At 43.0% G+C, this 18,332-nt stretch carries 13 protein-coding genes; all 13 read right to left on the bottom strand.

What is annotated here, in order from left to right; genetic code table 11:
* Positions 1 to 648: 648 nt before the first annotated feature.
* A complete protein-coding gene (locus tag CSV64_RS15620) occupies positions 649 to 2,466 on the bottom strand; it encodes a cation:proton antiporter (RefSeq protein WP_143565214.1) in 1,818 nt (605 codons plus the stop codon).
* An 86-nt stretch (positions 2,467 to 2,552) separates the two neighbouring features.
* Entirely contained in the window at positions 2,553 to 3,860 is a 1,308-nt protein-coding gene (locus CSV64_RS15615; protein WP_099635513.1) for a globin-coupled sensor protein, read from the bottom strand.
* 147 nt (positions 3,861 to 4,007) lie between these two features.
* Positions 4,008 to 6,110: a methyl-accepting chemotaxis protein gene (locus CSV64_RS15610; protein WP_099635512.1), complete on the bottom strand. Its 2,103-nt coding sequence runs from the start codon at positions 6,108 to 6,110 to the stop codon at positions 4,008 to 4,010.
* 145 nt (positions 6,111 to 6,255) lie between these two features.
* Positions 6,256 to 7,854, bottom strand: a complete 1,599-nt coding sequence (locus tag CSV64_RS15605) for a BCCT family transporter (protein ID WP_233190514.1) — start codon at positions 7,852 to 7,854, stop codon at positions 6,256 to 6,258.
* 74 nt (positions 7,855 to 7,928) lie between these two features.
* Entirely contained in the window at positions 7,929 to 8,372 is a 444-nt protein-coding gene (locus tag CSV64_RS15600; protein ID WP_099635511.1) for a RidA family protein, read from the bottom strand.
* Between the two features lie 15 nt (positions 8,373 to 8,387).
* Entirely contained in the window at positions 8,388 to 9,122 is a 735-nt protein-coding gene (locus tag CSV64_RS15595) for an IclR family transcriptional regulator (protein WP_099635510.1), read from the bottom strand.
* Between the two features lie 78 nt (positions 9,123 to 9,200).
* On the bottom strand, positions 9,201 to 10,673 hold the full coding sequence (locus tag CSV64_RS15590; RefSeq protein ID WP_233190513.1) for an aldehyde dehydrogenase family protein: 1,473 nt from the start codon (positions 10,671 to 10,673) through the stop codon (positions 9,201 to 9,203).
* A 30-nt stretch (positions 10,674 to 10,703) separates the two neighbouring features.
* Positions 10,704 to 11,504: a DUF3726 domain-containing protein gene (locus tag CSV64_RS15585; protein ID WP_099635509.1), complete on the bottom strand. Its 801-nt coding sequence runs from the start codon at positions 11,502 to 11,504 to the stop codon at positions 10,704 to 10,706.
* The gene (locus tag CSV64_RS15580) at positions 11,486 to 12,508 is read right to left on the bottom strand and encodes a membrane dipeptidase (protein ID WP_099635508.1); all 1,023 of its coding nucleotides are present in this window, start codon (positions 12,506 to 12,508) and stop codon (positions 11,486 to 11,488) included. The genes CSV64_RS15585 and CSV64_RS15580 overlap by 19 nt, the downstream gene beginning before the upstream one ends.
* Positions 12,505 to 14,223, bottom strand: a complete 1,719-nt coding sequence (locus CSV64_RS15575; RefSeq protein WP_099635507.1) for a hypothetical protein — start codon at positions 14,221 to 14,223, stop codon at positions 12,505 to 12,507. The genes CSV64_RS15580 and CSV64_RS15575 overlap by 4 nt, the downstream gene beginning before the upstream one ends.
* 165 nt (positions 14,224 to 14,388) lie before the next feature.
* Entirely contained in the window at positions 14,389 to 15,510 is a 1,122-nt protein-coding gene (locus tag CSV64_RS15570; protein WP_099635506.1) for a virulence factor, read from the bottom strand.
* A 20-nt stretch (positions 15,511 to 15,530) separates the two neighbouring features.
* On the bottom strand, positions 15,531 to 17,411 hold the full coding sequence (locus CSV64_RS15565) for an ABC-F family ATP-binding cassette domain-containing protein (RefSeq protein ID WP_099635505.1): 1,881 nt from the start codon (positions 17,409 to 17,411) through the stop codon (positions 15,531 to 15,533).
* 736 nt (positions 17,412 to 18,147) lie between these two features.
* The coding region (locus CSV64_RS16905; RefSeq protein WP_233191839.1) for a hypothetical protein at positions 18,148 to 18,332 on the bottom strand (185 nt) is incomplete at its 5' end.

Raw genomic sequence — 18,332 nt, 5'->3', positions numbered from 1 at the left:
AGTCTTTCCGTCAACCGCGTTTCTAGATTGGGTAAGATACGCAATTTATCATTCTTAGAACCACAACCAAAATAAATAAAACTTAGCAGCGCAGGCACAACTGCGGGGTAGGCCGTGGCCAGGAGCCAACTGGCAGCACCACCGCCAGCTGGCTCCTGGCTGGAGGCAATCCCCCACGTGCCTGCGCGGGTCCAGAAAGCAGACACTCACTAATTTTCATCTCCAACAACCAGTCGAGCGACGTCCCCAACAAAAAGTGACAAAGACCTGCAGCCGCATAGTCTTTTAGCCAAACGCGTTTCCAGGTTGGGTAAGGTTCGAAATTTATCCTACTTAGAACCACAACCAAAATAACTACCACTCAGCAGCGCAGGCACAACTGCGGGGTAGGCCGTGGCCAGGAGACAACTGGCAGCACTACCGCCAGCTGGCTCCTGGCTGGAGGCAATCCCCCACGTGCCTGCGCGGGTCCAGAAAGCAGACACTCACTAACTTCAGTACCCAACCACCAGTCGAGCAACGACCCCAACAAAAAGTCACAAAGACCCGCAGCCGCCTAGTCATTCTGCCAACCGCGTTTATTAGTTGGGTAATACACGCAAAAAAAGACTGTCAAAGTCAGAAACACACTTTGACAGCCTAATCCACTTATACATTAGCAGGAACACCAGACTTCAGCTTCAACACTACCAACTGATCGCCAGCATCCAACGAAATCTTCTTCTGAAGCGTAGCAAATGCCAACGTATCATTTTTCTTCTTCACAAACAACGCAGTCGCCGAATCAGGAATAATCTCCTTGAACGCCAAGTCCGTCTCCGTGCCTTCCCACTCATACAAACCAATTTCATAATCCGTATTGATCTTGCGGTTTAACTCTGGGAAAGTAGCTCCCTCTTCGAACAATAAATGCGCTTTTAATGAAATCGGCAACGCGGATTTACTCATCGTATGGTTGGATACAGCCGTCAACGAGAACGTGTTGTTAAAACCGAATTCAGGCGCAAATGACTGTGTGATCAATGCGTTATAAGACGCATCTCCTGTCATCGACAAAATCGTATCATACGGTGCCAAGTCAATGGAGAAGCGTGACCGTTCCGATAACATTTGCCCGGTAAATGTATCTATACCCGCTTCGTTCGCTGGGCGCAATCGTCCTTGTGAAGGATCGACAATCAGTACCGGTATTTTCATCTCTTTTAATTGCGCAGCTAATGCAATCGAAAAACTGCTCGCTCCAACAATTAACACACCCGGTGGCTCATTACTCGCTAAGTTTAGCTTTTTCGCTAGTGGTCCGAGTGTAAATCCATGAGCGGTTACCGTAATAAAGACGAGAGCAAAGGTCAGTGCGGTTAGCAAAGTAGCTTCTTCATACCCGTCTTCTGCAAGTGTCGCAGCAAAATACCCCGCAACAGTCAATGCGACAATTCCTCTAGGTGCTATCCAGCCGATCAGCAACTTCTCTCTCCAGACCAATTCGGTGCCTATCGTAGAAATCCATATGGATAGTGGACGCACAACGAATAACATAACCAATACAAATCCAATGATCGGTAACGTGAAAATTTGTGAGAGCGTTTCTCTTCCGAGTGATGCTGTTAGTAAAATAAAGACCGTCGACGTTAACATGACGGAAACATTCTCAACAAAATGGCCAACGTTACCGATTGACGAAACATAGCGTTTCGTGCGACCAAGAACTAGACCCATAACCGTCACTGCAAGCATTCCCGTTTCGTGCATGATGACTTCTGCCATCGTAAAGCACAACAGTACAAATGCCAATATGACAGGTGATTTCAAGTACTCGGGAAACTGTCCTCTATGTGCCATCACACTAATCAACAAGCCCATTGCTAATCCGAGAAGCGCGGCAAGTGCAGCGCCCCCAAAGAAGTTCAATAAGTAATTCATCGATAAGTGTTCATTTGTTAATACTTTAATTACTTCATACGCAAATAATGCAAGTAACGGACCAGCGGGATCAACGATAATCCCTTCCCATTTCAAAACGGCCGCGGTTCGGGCCTTTAGTTTTGCATTACGTAGCAATGGAATAATTACTGTCGGCCCCGTCACAACAAAGAGACCTCCAATGATGAACGACACTTCCCATGTTAACCCGGCAATGAAATGCGCCGTAAAGGATCCTAGAATCCAGGCTAAAAATGCGCCCAATGTAACGACTCGGAAAACGGACTTCGAAATGTCCTTAATTTCCCGAAAGTCTAGATTAGAACTTCCTTCAAATAAAATAATAGCAACTGCTAGTGAAATGAGCGGACTATACAGCTCGTCCAATGCCACTTCTGGATTCACCCAGCCAAATATGGGACCGATCAATAAGCCCGCGATCGACATGATGAAAATGGAAGGCCATTGTATTTTCCAGGCTAGCCATTGCGAGAAAATACCGAGCGCCAATATGGCTACGATGCTAATCAGTGCTGCTTCTTCCATACACACACCTACCTTCATAATGAACGTATTTATTTGCTCAGTGTACCAAAAGTGATGCCTTATGCATAATAGAAAGGTAGGTTAGCTTATAAATCTTCCGCTAAATGAATTAAACCATCCGATGAATGGGCGATACTTTCAATGGCCTGATTAATCTCTTCCAAAATTTGAACCGTGTTTTCGATGGATATGCGAGACTCGGCAGTCTGTTGCTTCATACCACTTACCGCACCGACAATCCCGTCGTATGATTGGGTCACTAGCACATTCTCTTTCGCGCTGTTCTGGATCAACTGTTCCATTAGCTTCATAAATTTAGACATCTCGGCTATATGGCTATTGGTGCTTTCAATCATGCCCGTCACTTTGCCTATTGCTTGTTTAGTCTCAATCGACAAATTTCGCACTTCAGCCGCAACTATAGCAAATCCTTTACCATGCTGACCAGCCCGTGCTGCTTCAATGGCTGCATTTAATGAGAGTAAGTTTGTTTGATCGGCAATGGACGTAATGAGTGTCACGACACCCCTTATTTGCTCAGATGAATGTTGCAACGCCTTCATCCTATCCATGAAACCCGAAGTATGCTCAACCATTTGGTCGAATTGTTCAGATTGAGTAATCACCAATTTCTTTCCTACCACCGAAGTTTTCTCTGTCTCCGTAACAAATTTCAAGTTTTGAACCATCACATTTTCCAACATGTGTACTTTTTTGGAAAGCTCTTCGGTTGAAGCATTCGTCTGCTCACTAATCGCAGCTAGATTCTGGGACGTATTCAACACTTGCCCCTTCACAACCGCTTTAGAATCTTCCACTTTCTGTCGATTGATTTTATTCTCTTCTTCATATGAATCCAAAACCAATTGTTGTTCAAAGTTCATCACTTTCATAAAAGCACGCAATGTATTAAATTGTCTTTTCTTGGGTAAGTCCTGTCGTTCAATAAAAGCGAAAAACTCTTCGTACAATGATTCAACTGCCGCTAAATACCACTTGGGTTCTAAACCGATATGTACATGGACTTTCGCTATAACGCGACGTTGTTTCAAATAGCTCTCGTCTATCTTCCCTTGAAATATGGACTGCATATGTTTCGTTAATGATCCCTTTAAGCGATCCATACTACTATGTTCTGCAATGATATGTAGTAGGTGTGGCTGACCGTCCATCGCTTGGTAGAAACGATTCGTCATTATAGGTAAAACAGGTTGTATTTGCATTTGCATACAAGAAAGAAACTTCAAATCTTGTTCTGTCAGATTAATCATTCGCAGTTGCTGTAATACAGCGGGATATTTTTCTAACGATATAATACCAGTACTTTGCTGTTCGGGGTGCTCCATCTCCTGTACCGAAGTTTGATTTTTTTCCTTATTAAATAAACGTAACACTTGGCTTCATCTCTCTCTTAGGATATTAGTATATTCTTTCATTCTACTCGTTAATTTTTTCTTGTCTCTATAAAACTTATTTAACGGAACCTCAATTCAGACAAAAACAGAAGTGGACTATACCACTTCTGCCGATTTTCTACTGACTTACGATAATTTGAATCGATCAACAACACTTCGCAGTTCCAGAGCGATCTGGTTCATTTGATTTGTGGAATCTGCTACTTGTTCCAACTCACCTTGCTGTGCGGCAGCTGATGCACTTACTTGTTCAGAAGATGCAGCCGTCTGCTCGGAAATGGCAGAGACATTTTGGATGGCTAAAATGGCGTCGTCCTTATATTCCATCATTTCAGCAAGTTTTTCGGATAGGTCCGTAATCGATTCACGAATTTGATCGATAATGCCGGCATTTTGAACAAACGACTCTTCTGTATCGGTAACGGACTGATTTTGTCCATCCATTGACTTCATATTCAGTTCAATGACATCAACCGTCTGCTGGGATTCTGATAAGATTTCTTTTACGGTTTCTTGAATTACTTCAGTTTCTCTTCGGGATTGTTCCGCTAGCTGACGTACTTCATTCGCAACAACCGCAAACCCTTTCCCACTCTCACCCGCTCGCGCCGCTTCGATACTCGCATTGAGCGCCAGAAGATTCGTGCTTGCCGTAATACCATGCAATGTTTGAATGACCTGATTAATAGATGAAATTTTATTGGTCAGTGTGGCTATTTGAAGTTGCACTTTTTTATTGACTTCATTAGCCGTCGTATTATGATCCCGTAGTTTTTTCACTTCGGTCATTCCATTTTCCGCAGAACTGGACGCGTCTGTGGATAGCTGGTTCATCATCATGAACATAGTGTGGATGTGATCCATACGGTCTGCTAAATCAGAAATCCGTAAGCTTGTCACTTCAGTGTCTTCTGATTGCTTGGAAGCCCCTTGTGCGATTTCGTCCGTAGCTACTGATACTTCCTGATTGGCAGCGACTAACTCTTCGAAGGCTTGTGTGACCTGTGCTGATGAATCACTTAGCTGCCCCGAAGACAGTTGTACAGTTTGTAGGGCCGCATTTGTCCGACGCAACATATCATTATAGGCAAGCGCCACTAAGCCTATCTCATCGTGATGGATTTTCTGTTCATCTACCAGCATGGTCAAGTCGCCAGCGGCAGCGGTTTCCATAGATTGTTGTAACGTTTTCAACGGTCTCAATTGTCGATAAATGAAGATTGTGGATGCACTTGACATCAGTAACACGATGACAACGGCAGATATGATCGTAATCCATAAAATAGTAGTAAACGTATCTAGAATCTCAGATCTTGGTGTGACCGTTTGTACTGACCACTTCTCATTAATACCTTTTAAGTTAATCGGAGCAAACGCATTAAATGCTTGTTCATGCAAACTTTGAGAATCTACATACATACTTGCCAATTCACCTTGGTTCAGATCTACTTTAGCACTATTCCAATCAATCGCATCCGCCATATTACTATTATTCAATTCCGGCTTCAAACTGTTCGCTGTAATATAACCAGCATCTGTAATAACAGACGCATAACCGCCTTTTGGTTGAATCGTCTTCACTACATCCGTTAAGAAATCTATAGATAAATCGGTTGTCAATAAACCAAAATAGTTTCCTGAAGCATCAAGCATGGGTACAGAAATAGTAGTCATGAGAATCGTTTGACCATTCGTTTCATACGGATAAGGTTCTGTCAAAATGGCACGTGCTTCTTTTTGGGGAACGGTATACCAGCTGTTTGCTGTCGCATCATCCATTCCACTTAGCGGTTCCACATTAGTCGTATTATCCTGCTTAAAGATATATGGAATGAATTGCTGATTTTCATCAAGTAAATTCTTTGGTATGACTTCCCCCTCGGCGAATGCAGACTGATTGACTACCGCAGCCATCCCAGTCGCGTCATCATTTTTTTGCAAATTGCTTTTGATGATACGAATAATTTCATCTGGCTTCATATCCCCAGTCGCTTGTAATGTTTCCAATATGTGACTCGTTGTGCGCAACATTTCATTTGTTTCATTCAGTTTCGCACTGAGAACGAGTGAATTTTTATTTGCACTTTCTAATGCAAATTCTTCAGCATCTTTAATGCTTTGTTTATGTAACATGACGCTCGTGACAACTGAGTAGACTAAAAACAATAATAAGAATAATGCGATAATGAGTGCTGATAATTTCATCGCAATACTTGCAGACTTCTTCACTTTGTAAGCCCTCCTAGTAAATTATAAGTAGACTAACAGTATACCTTTAGTCCTTGTTCAAAGTATACTCTTTTAGTGATTTTGTTATATAAAAAAACCTTGCCGGATCGACAAGGTTACTAATGAATCATGATAAACTTGCTATTTAGTGTACTTCATCTTTCACAGCCTCATTTTCATTCATTAAACTAGCTGAATTAATTTCTACATTTTCCGCTGGCGCTTCTTCTCCGAATTGTTCAGCGTATAATAGTTTGGCAGCTTTTGGGGCTGCCCAGAATGTCGGTAGCAGCAGGAGTGAGACCGGTATCGCAGTGACTACAATAAAGGATTGGATGGCTTCCACTCCGCCTTCACTAATCATCAATAGTACACTTGCCACCGCTCCCATAATCACTGCCCAGAATACACGCATAATTTTGGGTGGATGGCCGTCCCCCGTAATAGCAACCGAAATCGTATACGCCATGGAGTCGCCTGTTGTGACAACGAATAGAATTGTGACGAGAAGAAACAGTGGTCCAATGATCACATTCAACGGCAGTTGCTCGGTAATGGCAATCATCGCTGCAGGCATTCCGGATGTATTCAATGCTTCGGATATTACACCTGGCTGAGCCATTTCGTAAAATATACCTGCCCCACCGACAGTAGTGAACCAGAATGCGGTGACAATTGGTGCCGTAATGGAAACAGCTAATACGAGCTCGCGAATCGTACGTCCGCGTGTAATCGTAGCGATAAAAATCGCCATCATAGGTCCATAACCGAGGAACCAGCCCCAGAAAAAGATCGTCCATGATCCAAGCCAACTAGAATCACCTCGGAATGTCGCCATGCCAAAGAACTCTTGAAGATGCACACCCGATGATGAAATGAATGTATTGATGATAAATCCGCCCGGTCCAAGAATGAGGATTGCGACCATCAAAATCAATGTGATGAGGACATTCAAATTACTCAAGAATTGAATCCCTTTACGTAAACCCGTTACCGCCGAAACAGTAGCAATCGCCACTACCCCGATAATAATGAGGATCTGAGTCGTTAACGTATTGGGCACGCCGTATAAAGCTTCCATTCCATAAGCTGCCTGCAGACCGAGAAATCCGATCGGTCCAATTGTGCCGGCAGCTACTGCAATGACAGAAAACGCATCAATAGTAGTACCAAGAGCGCTTTTGCGCATAATCTTTTCACCTAGGATTGGGTAAAGCAATGTACGTGGTTTTAACGGCATCCCTTTCGAATAATGCGCATACATTAGCACAATTGTCCCTAATGTCCCGAGGATCGACCAAGCAAGAAATCCCCAATGCAAATAGGACTGGGAAAATGCCGGAATAATAGCACTTTCCGTTGCTGATTCGACTCCTGTGAACAATGGAGGACGATCCAAAAAGTGATACATCGGTTCTGCAGCCGCCCAAAAAACTCCGCCCCCCGCAAGCAATGTCGTCATGATCATAGCTAGCCATTTAAAATAACCAATTTCTGGCTTATTCATTCCACCTAAGCGAATCTTCCCGTACTTAGAGAATGCCAGGAATAGCGCAATGAAAAATGTACCCAATAATAATAATTGCCAGAACGCTCCAAAGTATTTCACCGCAAATGCAAATGCCCAATCTACTATGTTTGCAACGAAATCCAAGTTAATAAATGATGCGACGACAAATGCTACAAGCAATCCACCGCTAATAAATAAAACGGGACGGTCCGTTTTTGATACGTACTTATTCAAAGTTTTACCTCCTCTAGGCTGCATTTGTGTGTAACCGCTTACTTTCATGTAATGGAGAAAACTTCTCCATTTTCTTACTTCACTTCTACAATGACATCAATTTCCACTGCTGCACCGCGTGGCAACATCATTCCAACTGCCGTACGTGCGTGTGTACCTACTTCTTCACCGAATACTTCCACCAATAAATCCGAAGCACCGTTCATTACTTTAGCCTGTCCAGTGAAATCAAAAGCCGTGTTGATCATGCCGAGAAGCTTCACAAACTTTGTGACGTTCGACAACTCGCCCACTTCTTCTTTAATAGTGGATAGTGCAAATAGTATTGCCTGTCTAGATGCAGCGTAACCCTCTTCTATCGTTAATGTATCGCCTACTTTACCTAGTACATCATATGACAGTGAGCCCGATAGGAATAAAAGATTTCCTGTGCGCACACAAGATATGTAGTTTCCGCCTTTTGCGCGTTTTTCAGGTAGTTCCAAACCTAATTCTTGTAATTTATCTTCTGGTGTCATGAGTATCCCATCCTTTTATAATGCGTCTGTTATTTCCTTGCTTGCTGCGATCACGGAGGCGATATATGGTTCCATCGATTTGCGATTCCATCTGAATAATGGCCCTGATACAGATAATGCACCGATGACGCTATGTTGCTTATCAAACACGGGTACTGATAATGCCGCAACGTTTGAGCTGATTTCCTCTTCATTTGTTGCATACCCTTGGTTTCGTACTTCTTGTAAAATATGTTCCAGTTCATTTCGTTCTTGTACAGATAACGTACCTAGCACTCTTTCCTGCTGGTCAGATGATTGGAAAGCAAGGATTGCTCTTCCACTTGCACCTAAATGTAGCGGTAGTCGTTTCCCAATTCCAACTGAGCGTCTGATCTCTTGCTGACTTTCATACTCCAATACACAAATGCGCATTTGTCCTGTAGGCATGTAGAATCCGACTGTTTCTCCTGTCTCATTGCGTAACGACATGAGCCACGGTTCTACAACAGGTGCAATAGGCATTTCCGTTAAGATTTTATTCGCATAGTCTAAAAAGATGGTCCCTAATGTATACAGTTTAGAACGTGGATCTTGAAACACCATACCTTCTAGTTTCAGTGTAGTTAATAAACGGTGTACGATCGTTGTCGATAAACCGAGACCTTTACTAATATCACTGACTCCTTGGGGACCTGACACATCATTCAAATAGTTGATGACGGATATGGCCTTCACCACTGTCGACGATACTTCCTGTGTCTTAGTCATATATATGAACTCCTTTTACGTGATGAATAGAAAAGAAGAGGAAAGACTGCTCTATTCCTCTTCTTCATCCACTCTTACTTAGTTGCTGTTGATGTAACGAGTTTTATTTTGGCAATAGAATTCAACCGCTTCGCTGCCGAGTTCTTTGTATGTTCCAGTACTTGATTGCTTATAACCGCCAAATGGTGCTTGGAAGAACGTACCTGTTGTTGTCATGTTCACTTTGACAATACCTGCTTGGATTTCATTCAACGCACGGTTCATGTATGTCAGGTTACGTGTACAGATCGCTGCGGATAGACCAAATGCTACATCGTTTGCTACTTCAATCGCTTCATCGATTGATTCGATTTCAATGATGCTGATTACAGGACCGAATACTTCTTCCTGTGCAATCGTCATTTCTGTCTTCACGCCACCGATCACTGTCGGCTCTACGAAGAATCCTTTATCTGACCCTTCGAATACAGGAATACCGCCACCAGTTAGGATTTCGCCGCCTTCAGCTTTTGCTTTTTCAATCAGATCCAATGTAGATTGACGCTCTCCATCACTGACTTGAGGTCCCATTGTTACGCCTTCATCCATACCGTTACCAATTTTAATTTTCTTAGAAGCTTCTACTAATTTATCCGTGAACTCTTGACGGATATCTTTGTGGACCAGTACGCGACTAGTTGCTGTACACGCTTGACCTGTTTGACCGTAGCCACCTGCTACCGCAAGTTGAACAGCTGCATCCACATCTGCGTCTTCCATAACGAGTAATGGATTTTTACCACCCATTTCAAGTAATACACGCTTCATATCTTTTGCTGCTTCTTTGTAAATTAAGTTTCCTACACGATTCGATCCCGTAAATGTGATCGCTTTGACAGCTGGATGATTAATCATATCTGTTACCAAACGACCTGGTCCTACTAATTGGTTGACGACACCAGCAGGAACACCAGCTCTTTCAACAATTTCAATGAACTTCTGTGCTGTCAATGGTGTTTCAGATGACGCTTTCAATACAACCGTGTTACCGCTTAGAATAGCCGGTGCAATTTTCCAAGCTGGAATAGACAATGGGAAGTTCCAAGGTGTTACAACTAACACGACACCAAGTGCTTCTTTGTGTAATTCGATCTGTACACCTGGCATATCCGATTCAACGATGCGGCCTGTCATGCGACGACCTTCACCTGCGTAGAACTTAACGATACCCGCCGCATAATTTACTTCTTTGAATGCATCCGCGTATGTTTTTCCTTCTTCTTGTACAATGATACGGGCGATTTCATCTGCTTCCGCTTCCATGAGCGCAGCAATTTTGAATAAATACTCACCTCTAGCAGGAGATGGTGTCTTACTCCATTCAGGGAATGCTTTTTCTGCTGCTTCGATTGCCGCTTGCGCATCGTCAGCATTGGATTGCTGAACCTTCACAACCAACTCATCTGTATTCGCAGGGTTTCTGATTTCCAACATATCTGTGCCCGAAGTTTCTACCCATTCACCGTTAATATAGTTCTTCAATACTTTAACTTCACTTGTAACTGTCATCATGTATAGTCTCCTCCAGTAATTAAATTAATGTTACGCCATTTCTCCTGCACCGCGTTCACGCGATTGATCAGTAGATTCTACTAGCATGCGCTTGCCTGTTTCGTTTAAATCAAGCCACAGTTCTCTGCTGACTTCTGTTCCAAATTGCCACGAAGATTCCCATCGTTGTTCAAAATCATCTGTAGTAGTTAAAATATAGGATGTGTCTATTGTGTTCTCAAAGCGCTCAATTACTTCATCGATTCTTTCAATATTTGATGTACCAAATATACAAAATCTTGTCGTAACAGTTGGTAATTTCAATTTCTGATCACCTGTTAGTCCTAATTCATTATTGATCCCTTCCATGATATCCTCATTATTACGTTTATGGACCATGATCGGGAATGCAAAGTTCGGTGATGAAATAATTAATGATGAATGACTTGGCTTCTTGTATAAAATAATACTAGCCAAACCTTTTTTCGATATATACATCGCTTGTTGTACAAGCACTCGCGATGGTCGTGCATCCCGGACGCACACTGCTACGGACGATTGATCTTCCAAGCGTGCAATCAAATAATCAGCACATGCTTTCCCGAGCAACATACCACTTTGCTTTCCACCATCTATTACAGTGACGCAATCCGATTCATTCAAGATTTCCAGCTCTTCGAATTCACCTTGCAAATCCTCAAGCTCATCGTAAAGTTGTTGTAAACCGTACAGTCCAAGGAACTCAGCATTTGCTACGGTTTCTGCTCCTTCTTCCGCATAACCATAAGGCACTCCGAGAGCTTGGAAGATTTTCTTACAATGAGTATATAATTCTAAGTGAGAGACACGCATTTCGCCAACTCCTTCTCAGATTTAAACCCTTCCGTAAAGAACCGGTGCCAGTTGCCGCCCATTATTTTAGAAATTTCTTCATATGTCATACCACGAGCTTCTAATCCATTTGCGATATTCGGGAAATCGTCTGGTGTCTGGAACCATTCCGGCCAATCCGGCCATCCTGGACTCGCTTTCGAACCTGCACCGTAATCAATTTCATGTGTCCAGCGCCCCATACGCATCCATGCTAGGAAGTCCGTAGACATATTATGAGTTAAGTCCGTTCCGATTCCTACATGGTCAATCCCCATGAAATCAGCCGTACGGGCAATCATATCACAGAACTCTTCCAGTTTTGTATCTGCTCCATTGATCAAGTGAGGATATGCACAAACGCCAAGTACTCCCTTGTTATCACGTAAAGCAGAAAGAATTTCCTCTGATTTATTGCGTTTAGATGGATAGATCCAATCGGGATTAGCATGCGTAATCGCGACAGGACGGCTTGAAAGTGCCAATGTATCGAGTGATGTCTTCGTTCCGACATGCGATAAATCGATAACCATTCCTACTCGGTTCATTTCTTTAATCACATTCTTACCGAATCGAGAAAGACCAGGATCTGTTTCTTCATAACAGCTACTGCCAATCAAATTTTGATTGTTGTATGTCAACTGCATAATTTTTACGCCCATCTCATTGAATACGGAGACGAGACCTAGCTCGTCTTCTAAAGCGGATGTATTTTGTGCTCCTAACATGATTCCGAGTTTACCACTACGTTTAGCTTCATCAATGTCTGCTCCCGTTTTCACCGGTAGGATTAAATCGTCATTCTCTTTAAAAAAGCGATGCCATTCCGCTACTTTAGTCAACGTTTCACGAGCGTTTTCCCATAGTCCAACGCAAGCATGAACAGCCGTTACGCCACCTTTTTGCAACATGATAACAAAATCGCGATCCCACTTACTTAATTCTAAAGCATCTATAACAATCATATCTCTCATATCTACAGTCATTTGATCTCCTCCGCTTTCGGTAATAATGGATAGAACCAATCATCTTCGAATGAAGTAGTTCCGATTTCTTCAACTAGCGGTGCTCCTTGGAATAGCGTAATGCGTACCCAACGATTGGACTTCGGATCATAACGTTCAGCACCATATATCGCTAGTTTGCAGCGCAATAGATATACCGGAAGTAAATCTTTTCCTGTCAGATTCGCTTGTATCTCACCATACTCCAGACCGTCCAATGATTGGATTCTTCTAACGATCCCTCTTAGCTCCGGCTTTTTCAGTAAGAATGCGGCTACTTTTAGATCATCATCACAGACCTCTATTTCCGTAGCTAGTTGCTGTACTTGTTCTGCAATATTCATCGGCATGTACAACTCATCACCCGGATCGATTCCACGTTCTCCAATACGCGGTTCTTCCTTTTCAGCAGAACGGTACCAGAAATAATGTCTTGATTCTGGTTTTGTGAAATCGTACTGGAACGCCCACTGATATTGTTTTCGAATAATTTCACGCAATGAACCAATGGACATTTCCGGTATCAAATGAAGACCGTCATCCGCGTTGGTCTGATGCTCTAAGTCGACGATTACTTCTGGATAGAGATCAATCAGTTCTGAGTTAAGCAATTCCTGTGCTTCCATAGTGGAGTTCGCTTGTACTTTTTCCGTTAACTCCAACCACAGTCTGCCTACTTCATGATTAGAATTTCCTATAGTGTTACAAACGTCTTGTACTAACTTGGAAATCTCTCCGATTTCTGTTGCCAAGTCCCTTGGATTTTTAAATACTTCCATATTCGGAATTGGAGCGTCTTCAAAGAATGTATGAACTTGTTGTAGTTTCGCAATTAAGCGCTTGCAATCTTCTGCAGTTGGCTTCATTTTCTTTGCACGTGCCAATGCTACTTCACGAATCCACATCCACTGATGGAGAAGTTTTGGATGGGAGATCAAGTAAGGTACCATTCCAAGTCCTGTTGCATTGCCTGTCCCGAGCAGTTTTTTAATTTCAGGATGTAATGTAGCTGCTTGTGGATTGTTCTTGCGCGCAATATGTTCAACCAGATCAAAACTGAAGTGGCGCAACATATAGACAGCAAACATTTGAGATAGATAGGCACCGCTAAACGTATGGTTATCTTTCATATGTTCATAAGGTGCAATTCCAAATTTACCGTTTCCATAGACTGCAGTTGTGCGGAATAGATAGCCAATATCGTAAATGATTTCTGCATCAGGCTGCTTACCTTGAGATAGCGCTTCCACTACATGAGAAAAAACACGTTGGCTCTTATTCGCTCGCGACCATACGAGATCCGTGACATCTCCCCGGCCCATTTCCTGTTTCGGAAGTTCTTGTTTCATTCGTTTCAATTTTTTATCGGAAATCGCTCCATCGCAAAGTGCAAATGTAACATCCCATCTTTCAGAAATGACCCGATCGCTTCGAGTTTCTTCGCTGATCTCACGGGATAATGCGACAAATGTATACTGTCCTTGTGGGGTAGTAATACTATAAAGCGCTTCACCGTAACCTTCATCATTTATGTCAAAAGTCGTTTGCTCAATTTCCCAAGCTTCACGCATCATTTTACGAACTAAAATGCGCAAAAAGCTGAGACTTGTTGAGCGCATTACGCCAAGTCGTTGGATGTCCATTACTTCAGATGCCGGTCTTAGCGCATCTGTGTTTTCAATAGCTAATTTAAACATGTAAAACCCTCCATTCTTCTACTCCCACAAAATATATACTTTTACGATTATCGGAATGCCTTTCCGAATATCTTCCTCTATCATAAACCCGTTTGAATTCTCTGTCAACAATTCTATAAAAAAGTCCATGAAGATTCATAATGAATCTTCATGGACTGGAGTAGTTTATTTAGTTCTTTCAGTCATCTGGCGCCAGATTGAACCTTTTGCCTCTTCGCCTTCTTCAATTCTAGCGATCGCCATACGAACTTGCAGTTTCACTTCAAACTCGTTATCGTTTTCTGCTTCATGCAGTGCAGGTAAGGCTTGTTCTGTTCCAGATTCATAGAGGAACATAGCTGCACGCCAACGGACCAACTTGTTTTTATCCTGTAACAGACGGATAGCCGCAGCTTCGAACCCAACATAGCCAAGGTCGCTCATGCAGTCTGCCGCTGTACGGCGAACCGCCCAACTTTTGTCTTCCAGTGCTTTTTCGATATACGGAATGACTGATTCGTCTTCGATCATACCAAGATACACTGTAGCGAGTCTGCGTATAGACATTTTCTCGTCTTTCAGCGCCATCATCAATACCGGATAGTCTGACTCGTCTGGATCCCGCATTTGATCAAGCAATCGGAAGCGTGTTTCCCATTCCGGAACGATAAATTCCGATACTGTCACTTTCTTTCCACGAGTTATGGTTTCCTCGTCTGCTTTTTCCGCTTTCTCCACGAGCTCATGTAATCGCGTTTCAGGATACGCGGCTTCAAGTTCTAAAACCACTTGCTCGCCTACTTCTTGCAATTCTCCGTAACGGATTCCGTAATCTGCCCACTTCCGAAGTAAGATATAGTTTTCCACCTCAGAATGATGAACGCTTTCCATTGCTTGAATGAAACGTTCACTTAATCCGAATCTAGATTCTTCATCACTATTGAATACTTTCACTTGCAACGGAATCTCTTTATATGTCTGTACATGCACATAGACTTCCCCGAAGTGCTCATCTATCTGTTGCTCTTCGGCCTGCGTGGTCGTTTCGCCGCCTTCATTTAAAACAGAACGTACTTCGGCAAGAATGGATTCCCACGCAACATTTCCAATTCGCTCTACTGCCATAAAGTCTAATACATGATAGATTCCTTTAATTCCTTGGATAGCCAAAAGAGAACGAATCGGCTCAGGTGCCTGTGCTTCATCTTTCTTCTTATAGTTATGGCTAGTTCCATCAGGTAAAGGGGTATCTAAAACAATTTTCATTGAATTTGGACTTGGTGTGGGTTCAATCGATTTGATTTTCAAGAAAATCTCCTCCAATATAATTAATCAGCTAATTCCTGCAAATAAGACCAACGCTCAACTAGTTCTTCGTATTGTTGATTCAGCGATGCTAACTGCTCATCCAGTTGGCGAAGCTGATCATAATCTGAGCCTGTAGTCGTCATCTGTTGTTCCGTTTCTGCTATCTTTTCTTCCATCTTCTCTATATCCGACTCAATCGTTTCGTATTGCTTCTTTTCAGCGAATGTCATTTTCTTTTTAGGTTCTTTAACTTCTGGAGCCGGAGCAACAACCGTCACTTTAGCTTGTGGCTTCACGTCTTTTGTATTCTTTTCATCAAGGTAATCTGAATATAGACCAAGACGCACATCGATTTCACCTGAGCCATCTAAAATCCACAACTTACGTGAGATTCGATCCAAGAAGAAACGGTCGTGGGAAATCGTCACTACTACTCCAGCGAACGTATCAATGAACGACTCCAAAACAGAAAGTGTTTCGAGATCCAAGTCATTCGTTGGCTCATCTAGTAGCAAAACGTTCGGCTGTTCCATTAATAACTTCAATAAATAGAGACGTTTACGTTCCCCACCCGATAACTTACCGATTGGCGTTCCGTGTGCAGATGAAGGGAATAAGAATCTCTCCAACATTTGCGTCGCAGACAATCGCTCACCGTCTCCTGATTCAATATCATTGGACGTCTCACGAATATACTCAATAATCCGCTGGTTTTCCTTCATTGGCGGCAAATGTTGATGGAAATGAGCAATCTTTACGGTAGAGCCTTTATCGACCTCACCGGTGTCTGGCATAGTCGTGCCATCCAGCATTTGAAGAAGTGTCGTCTTCCCAACACCGTTTGGTCCGATAATCGCAATACGTTCTTTTGCTTGTAGAATAGCGGAAAAACCGTTCAATATCACTTTATCGTCAAATCGTTTCGTAATATTATTGATTTCCAACACTTTTTTACCAAGACGTGTCGTTTGTAAATCCATTTCAAAGTCCAGTGACTCATCAGTCTGCTTCACTTTCGCTTGAAGATCATCAAAGCGGTCAATTCGCGCTTTCTGTTTCGTCGAACGCGCTTTAGCACCGCGGCGAATCCATTTCAATTCACTGCGATAGCGATTTCGGTCTTTCTGATCCGAAGCAGCGGACATCTCTTCACGCAATGCTTTTGACTCCAAATAATCTGCATAATTTCCTGTATGCGAATAAAGTGTTTTATCGGCTAACTCGTAAATATGCGTAGCGACTTGATCCAAGAAGTACCGATCGTGTGTAACGAATAATACGGCCCCTTGAACATTTTGCAAGAAGTCTTGCAACCACTGAATCGATGCAACATCCAGATGGTTCGTCGGCTCGTCCAGTAATAATAAATCCGCTGGTTCAATTAATACTTTCGCGAGAGCGACACGCTTTAATTGCCCACCTGATAATTCACCCATCTTCTTATCGAATGTCTCAATGCCTAGCTTCATTAATATCGTACGGGCGAGTGCGTTTAAATCCCAACCACCCGATGCATCCATTTCATTTTGATAGAATGAGTAACGTTCCTGGTACTCTTCATTTGAAGAATCTTCGGTAAGTAGTTGTAAAGCATTTTCGTAATTAAGATTTGTACGAATAACTGGTGCATCGCTTTCGAATACTGCTTCCATCACCGTTAAGTCCGGATTGACAATCGGTTCTTGGGGTAAAAATGCTACACGGAATTTATTCGGATGATCCATAGTGACTGTATCCGCACTTCCTTGTCCAGCGAGTATGGATAACAACGTAGATTTCCCTGTACCGTTAATACCAATCAAACCTATTTTATCTCCACTTTTTAAGTTAAATTCTACATCTTTAAAAAGGGTTTTTTCTCCAACTGTTTTAGTTAATTTCTCTACTACTAAATGACTCATCCTGGCACATCCTATTCTCAAATTGCTTCTAGTCTTAGTATAGCCGAAATTCGAGTAAGTTGAAAACATGCACGTTTATGTACTGTGTATTGTTGGGTTTGGTTGTTAGTGGAAGTGAGTGGGGGTGGCATGTAGGGGTTGTTTTTTAAAAGGGTTCGTGCGTATGTGGCTGTGGATTACGTTTCTGTTTAGGGTGCGTAATAAGCGGCTTTGGGTTGTGGTTCTTGCAGGTGCTTTTTCTTTTTCTTGTTTGATCGGGAGGTTGTGGTTTAGCTGCCTATGTAAGTGGCAAGTCCATTGAACCCACTTCGGCGCTGGTGGATGGCTTTCGCGAGGAGCCAGAGACAGGGCCTGTCTTTGTCTCTTCGCTACGCCTACCACAGCAGTCGCCTTCGTTGGATTGGGTGTGGGGCAGTTCGGGTAGTTGTTTTTAGTCGTTGCAGTGCTGGCTTATTACGTTTCTTTCAGGCGTACGTAATAAGCGGCACTGAGTTGTGGTTCTTGCACGTGCTTTTTCTGTTCCCTGTTTGAAAGGGAGGTTGTGGTTTAGCTGGCAGTGTAAGTGGAGAATTCATTGTCCCCACTTCGGCGCTGGTGGATGGCTTTCGCGAGGAGCCAGAGACAGGAAGTACGCCTGTCTTTGTCTCTTCGCTACGCCTACCACAGCAGGCGCCTTCGTTGGATTGGGTGTGGGGCAGTTCGGGTAGTTGTTTTTAGTCGTTGAAGTGCTGGCTTATTACGTTTCTTTCAGGCGTACGTAATAAGCGGCACTGAGTTGTGGTTCTTGCACGTGCTTATTCACTTCCTGTTTAATCAGTCGTTTGTGGTTTAGCTGCCTATGTAAGTGGCGAGTCCATTGTCCCCACTTCGGCGCTGGTGGATGGCTTTCGCGAGGAGCCAGAGACAGGAAGTTCGCCTGTC

The sequence above is a fragment of the Sporosarcina sp. P32b genome (genome assembly GCF_002743335.1).
Lineage (GTDB): Bacteria > Bacillota > Bacilli > Bacillales_A > Planococcaceae > Sporosarcina.
This window is presented reverse-complemented; position numbering and strand designations above follow the sequence as displayed.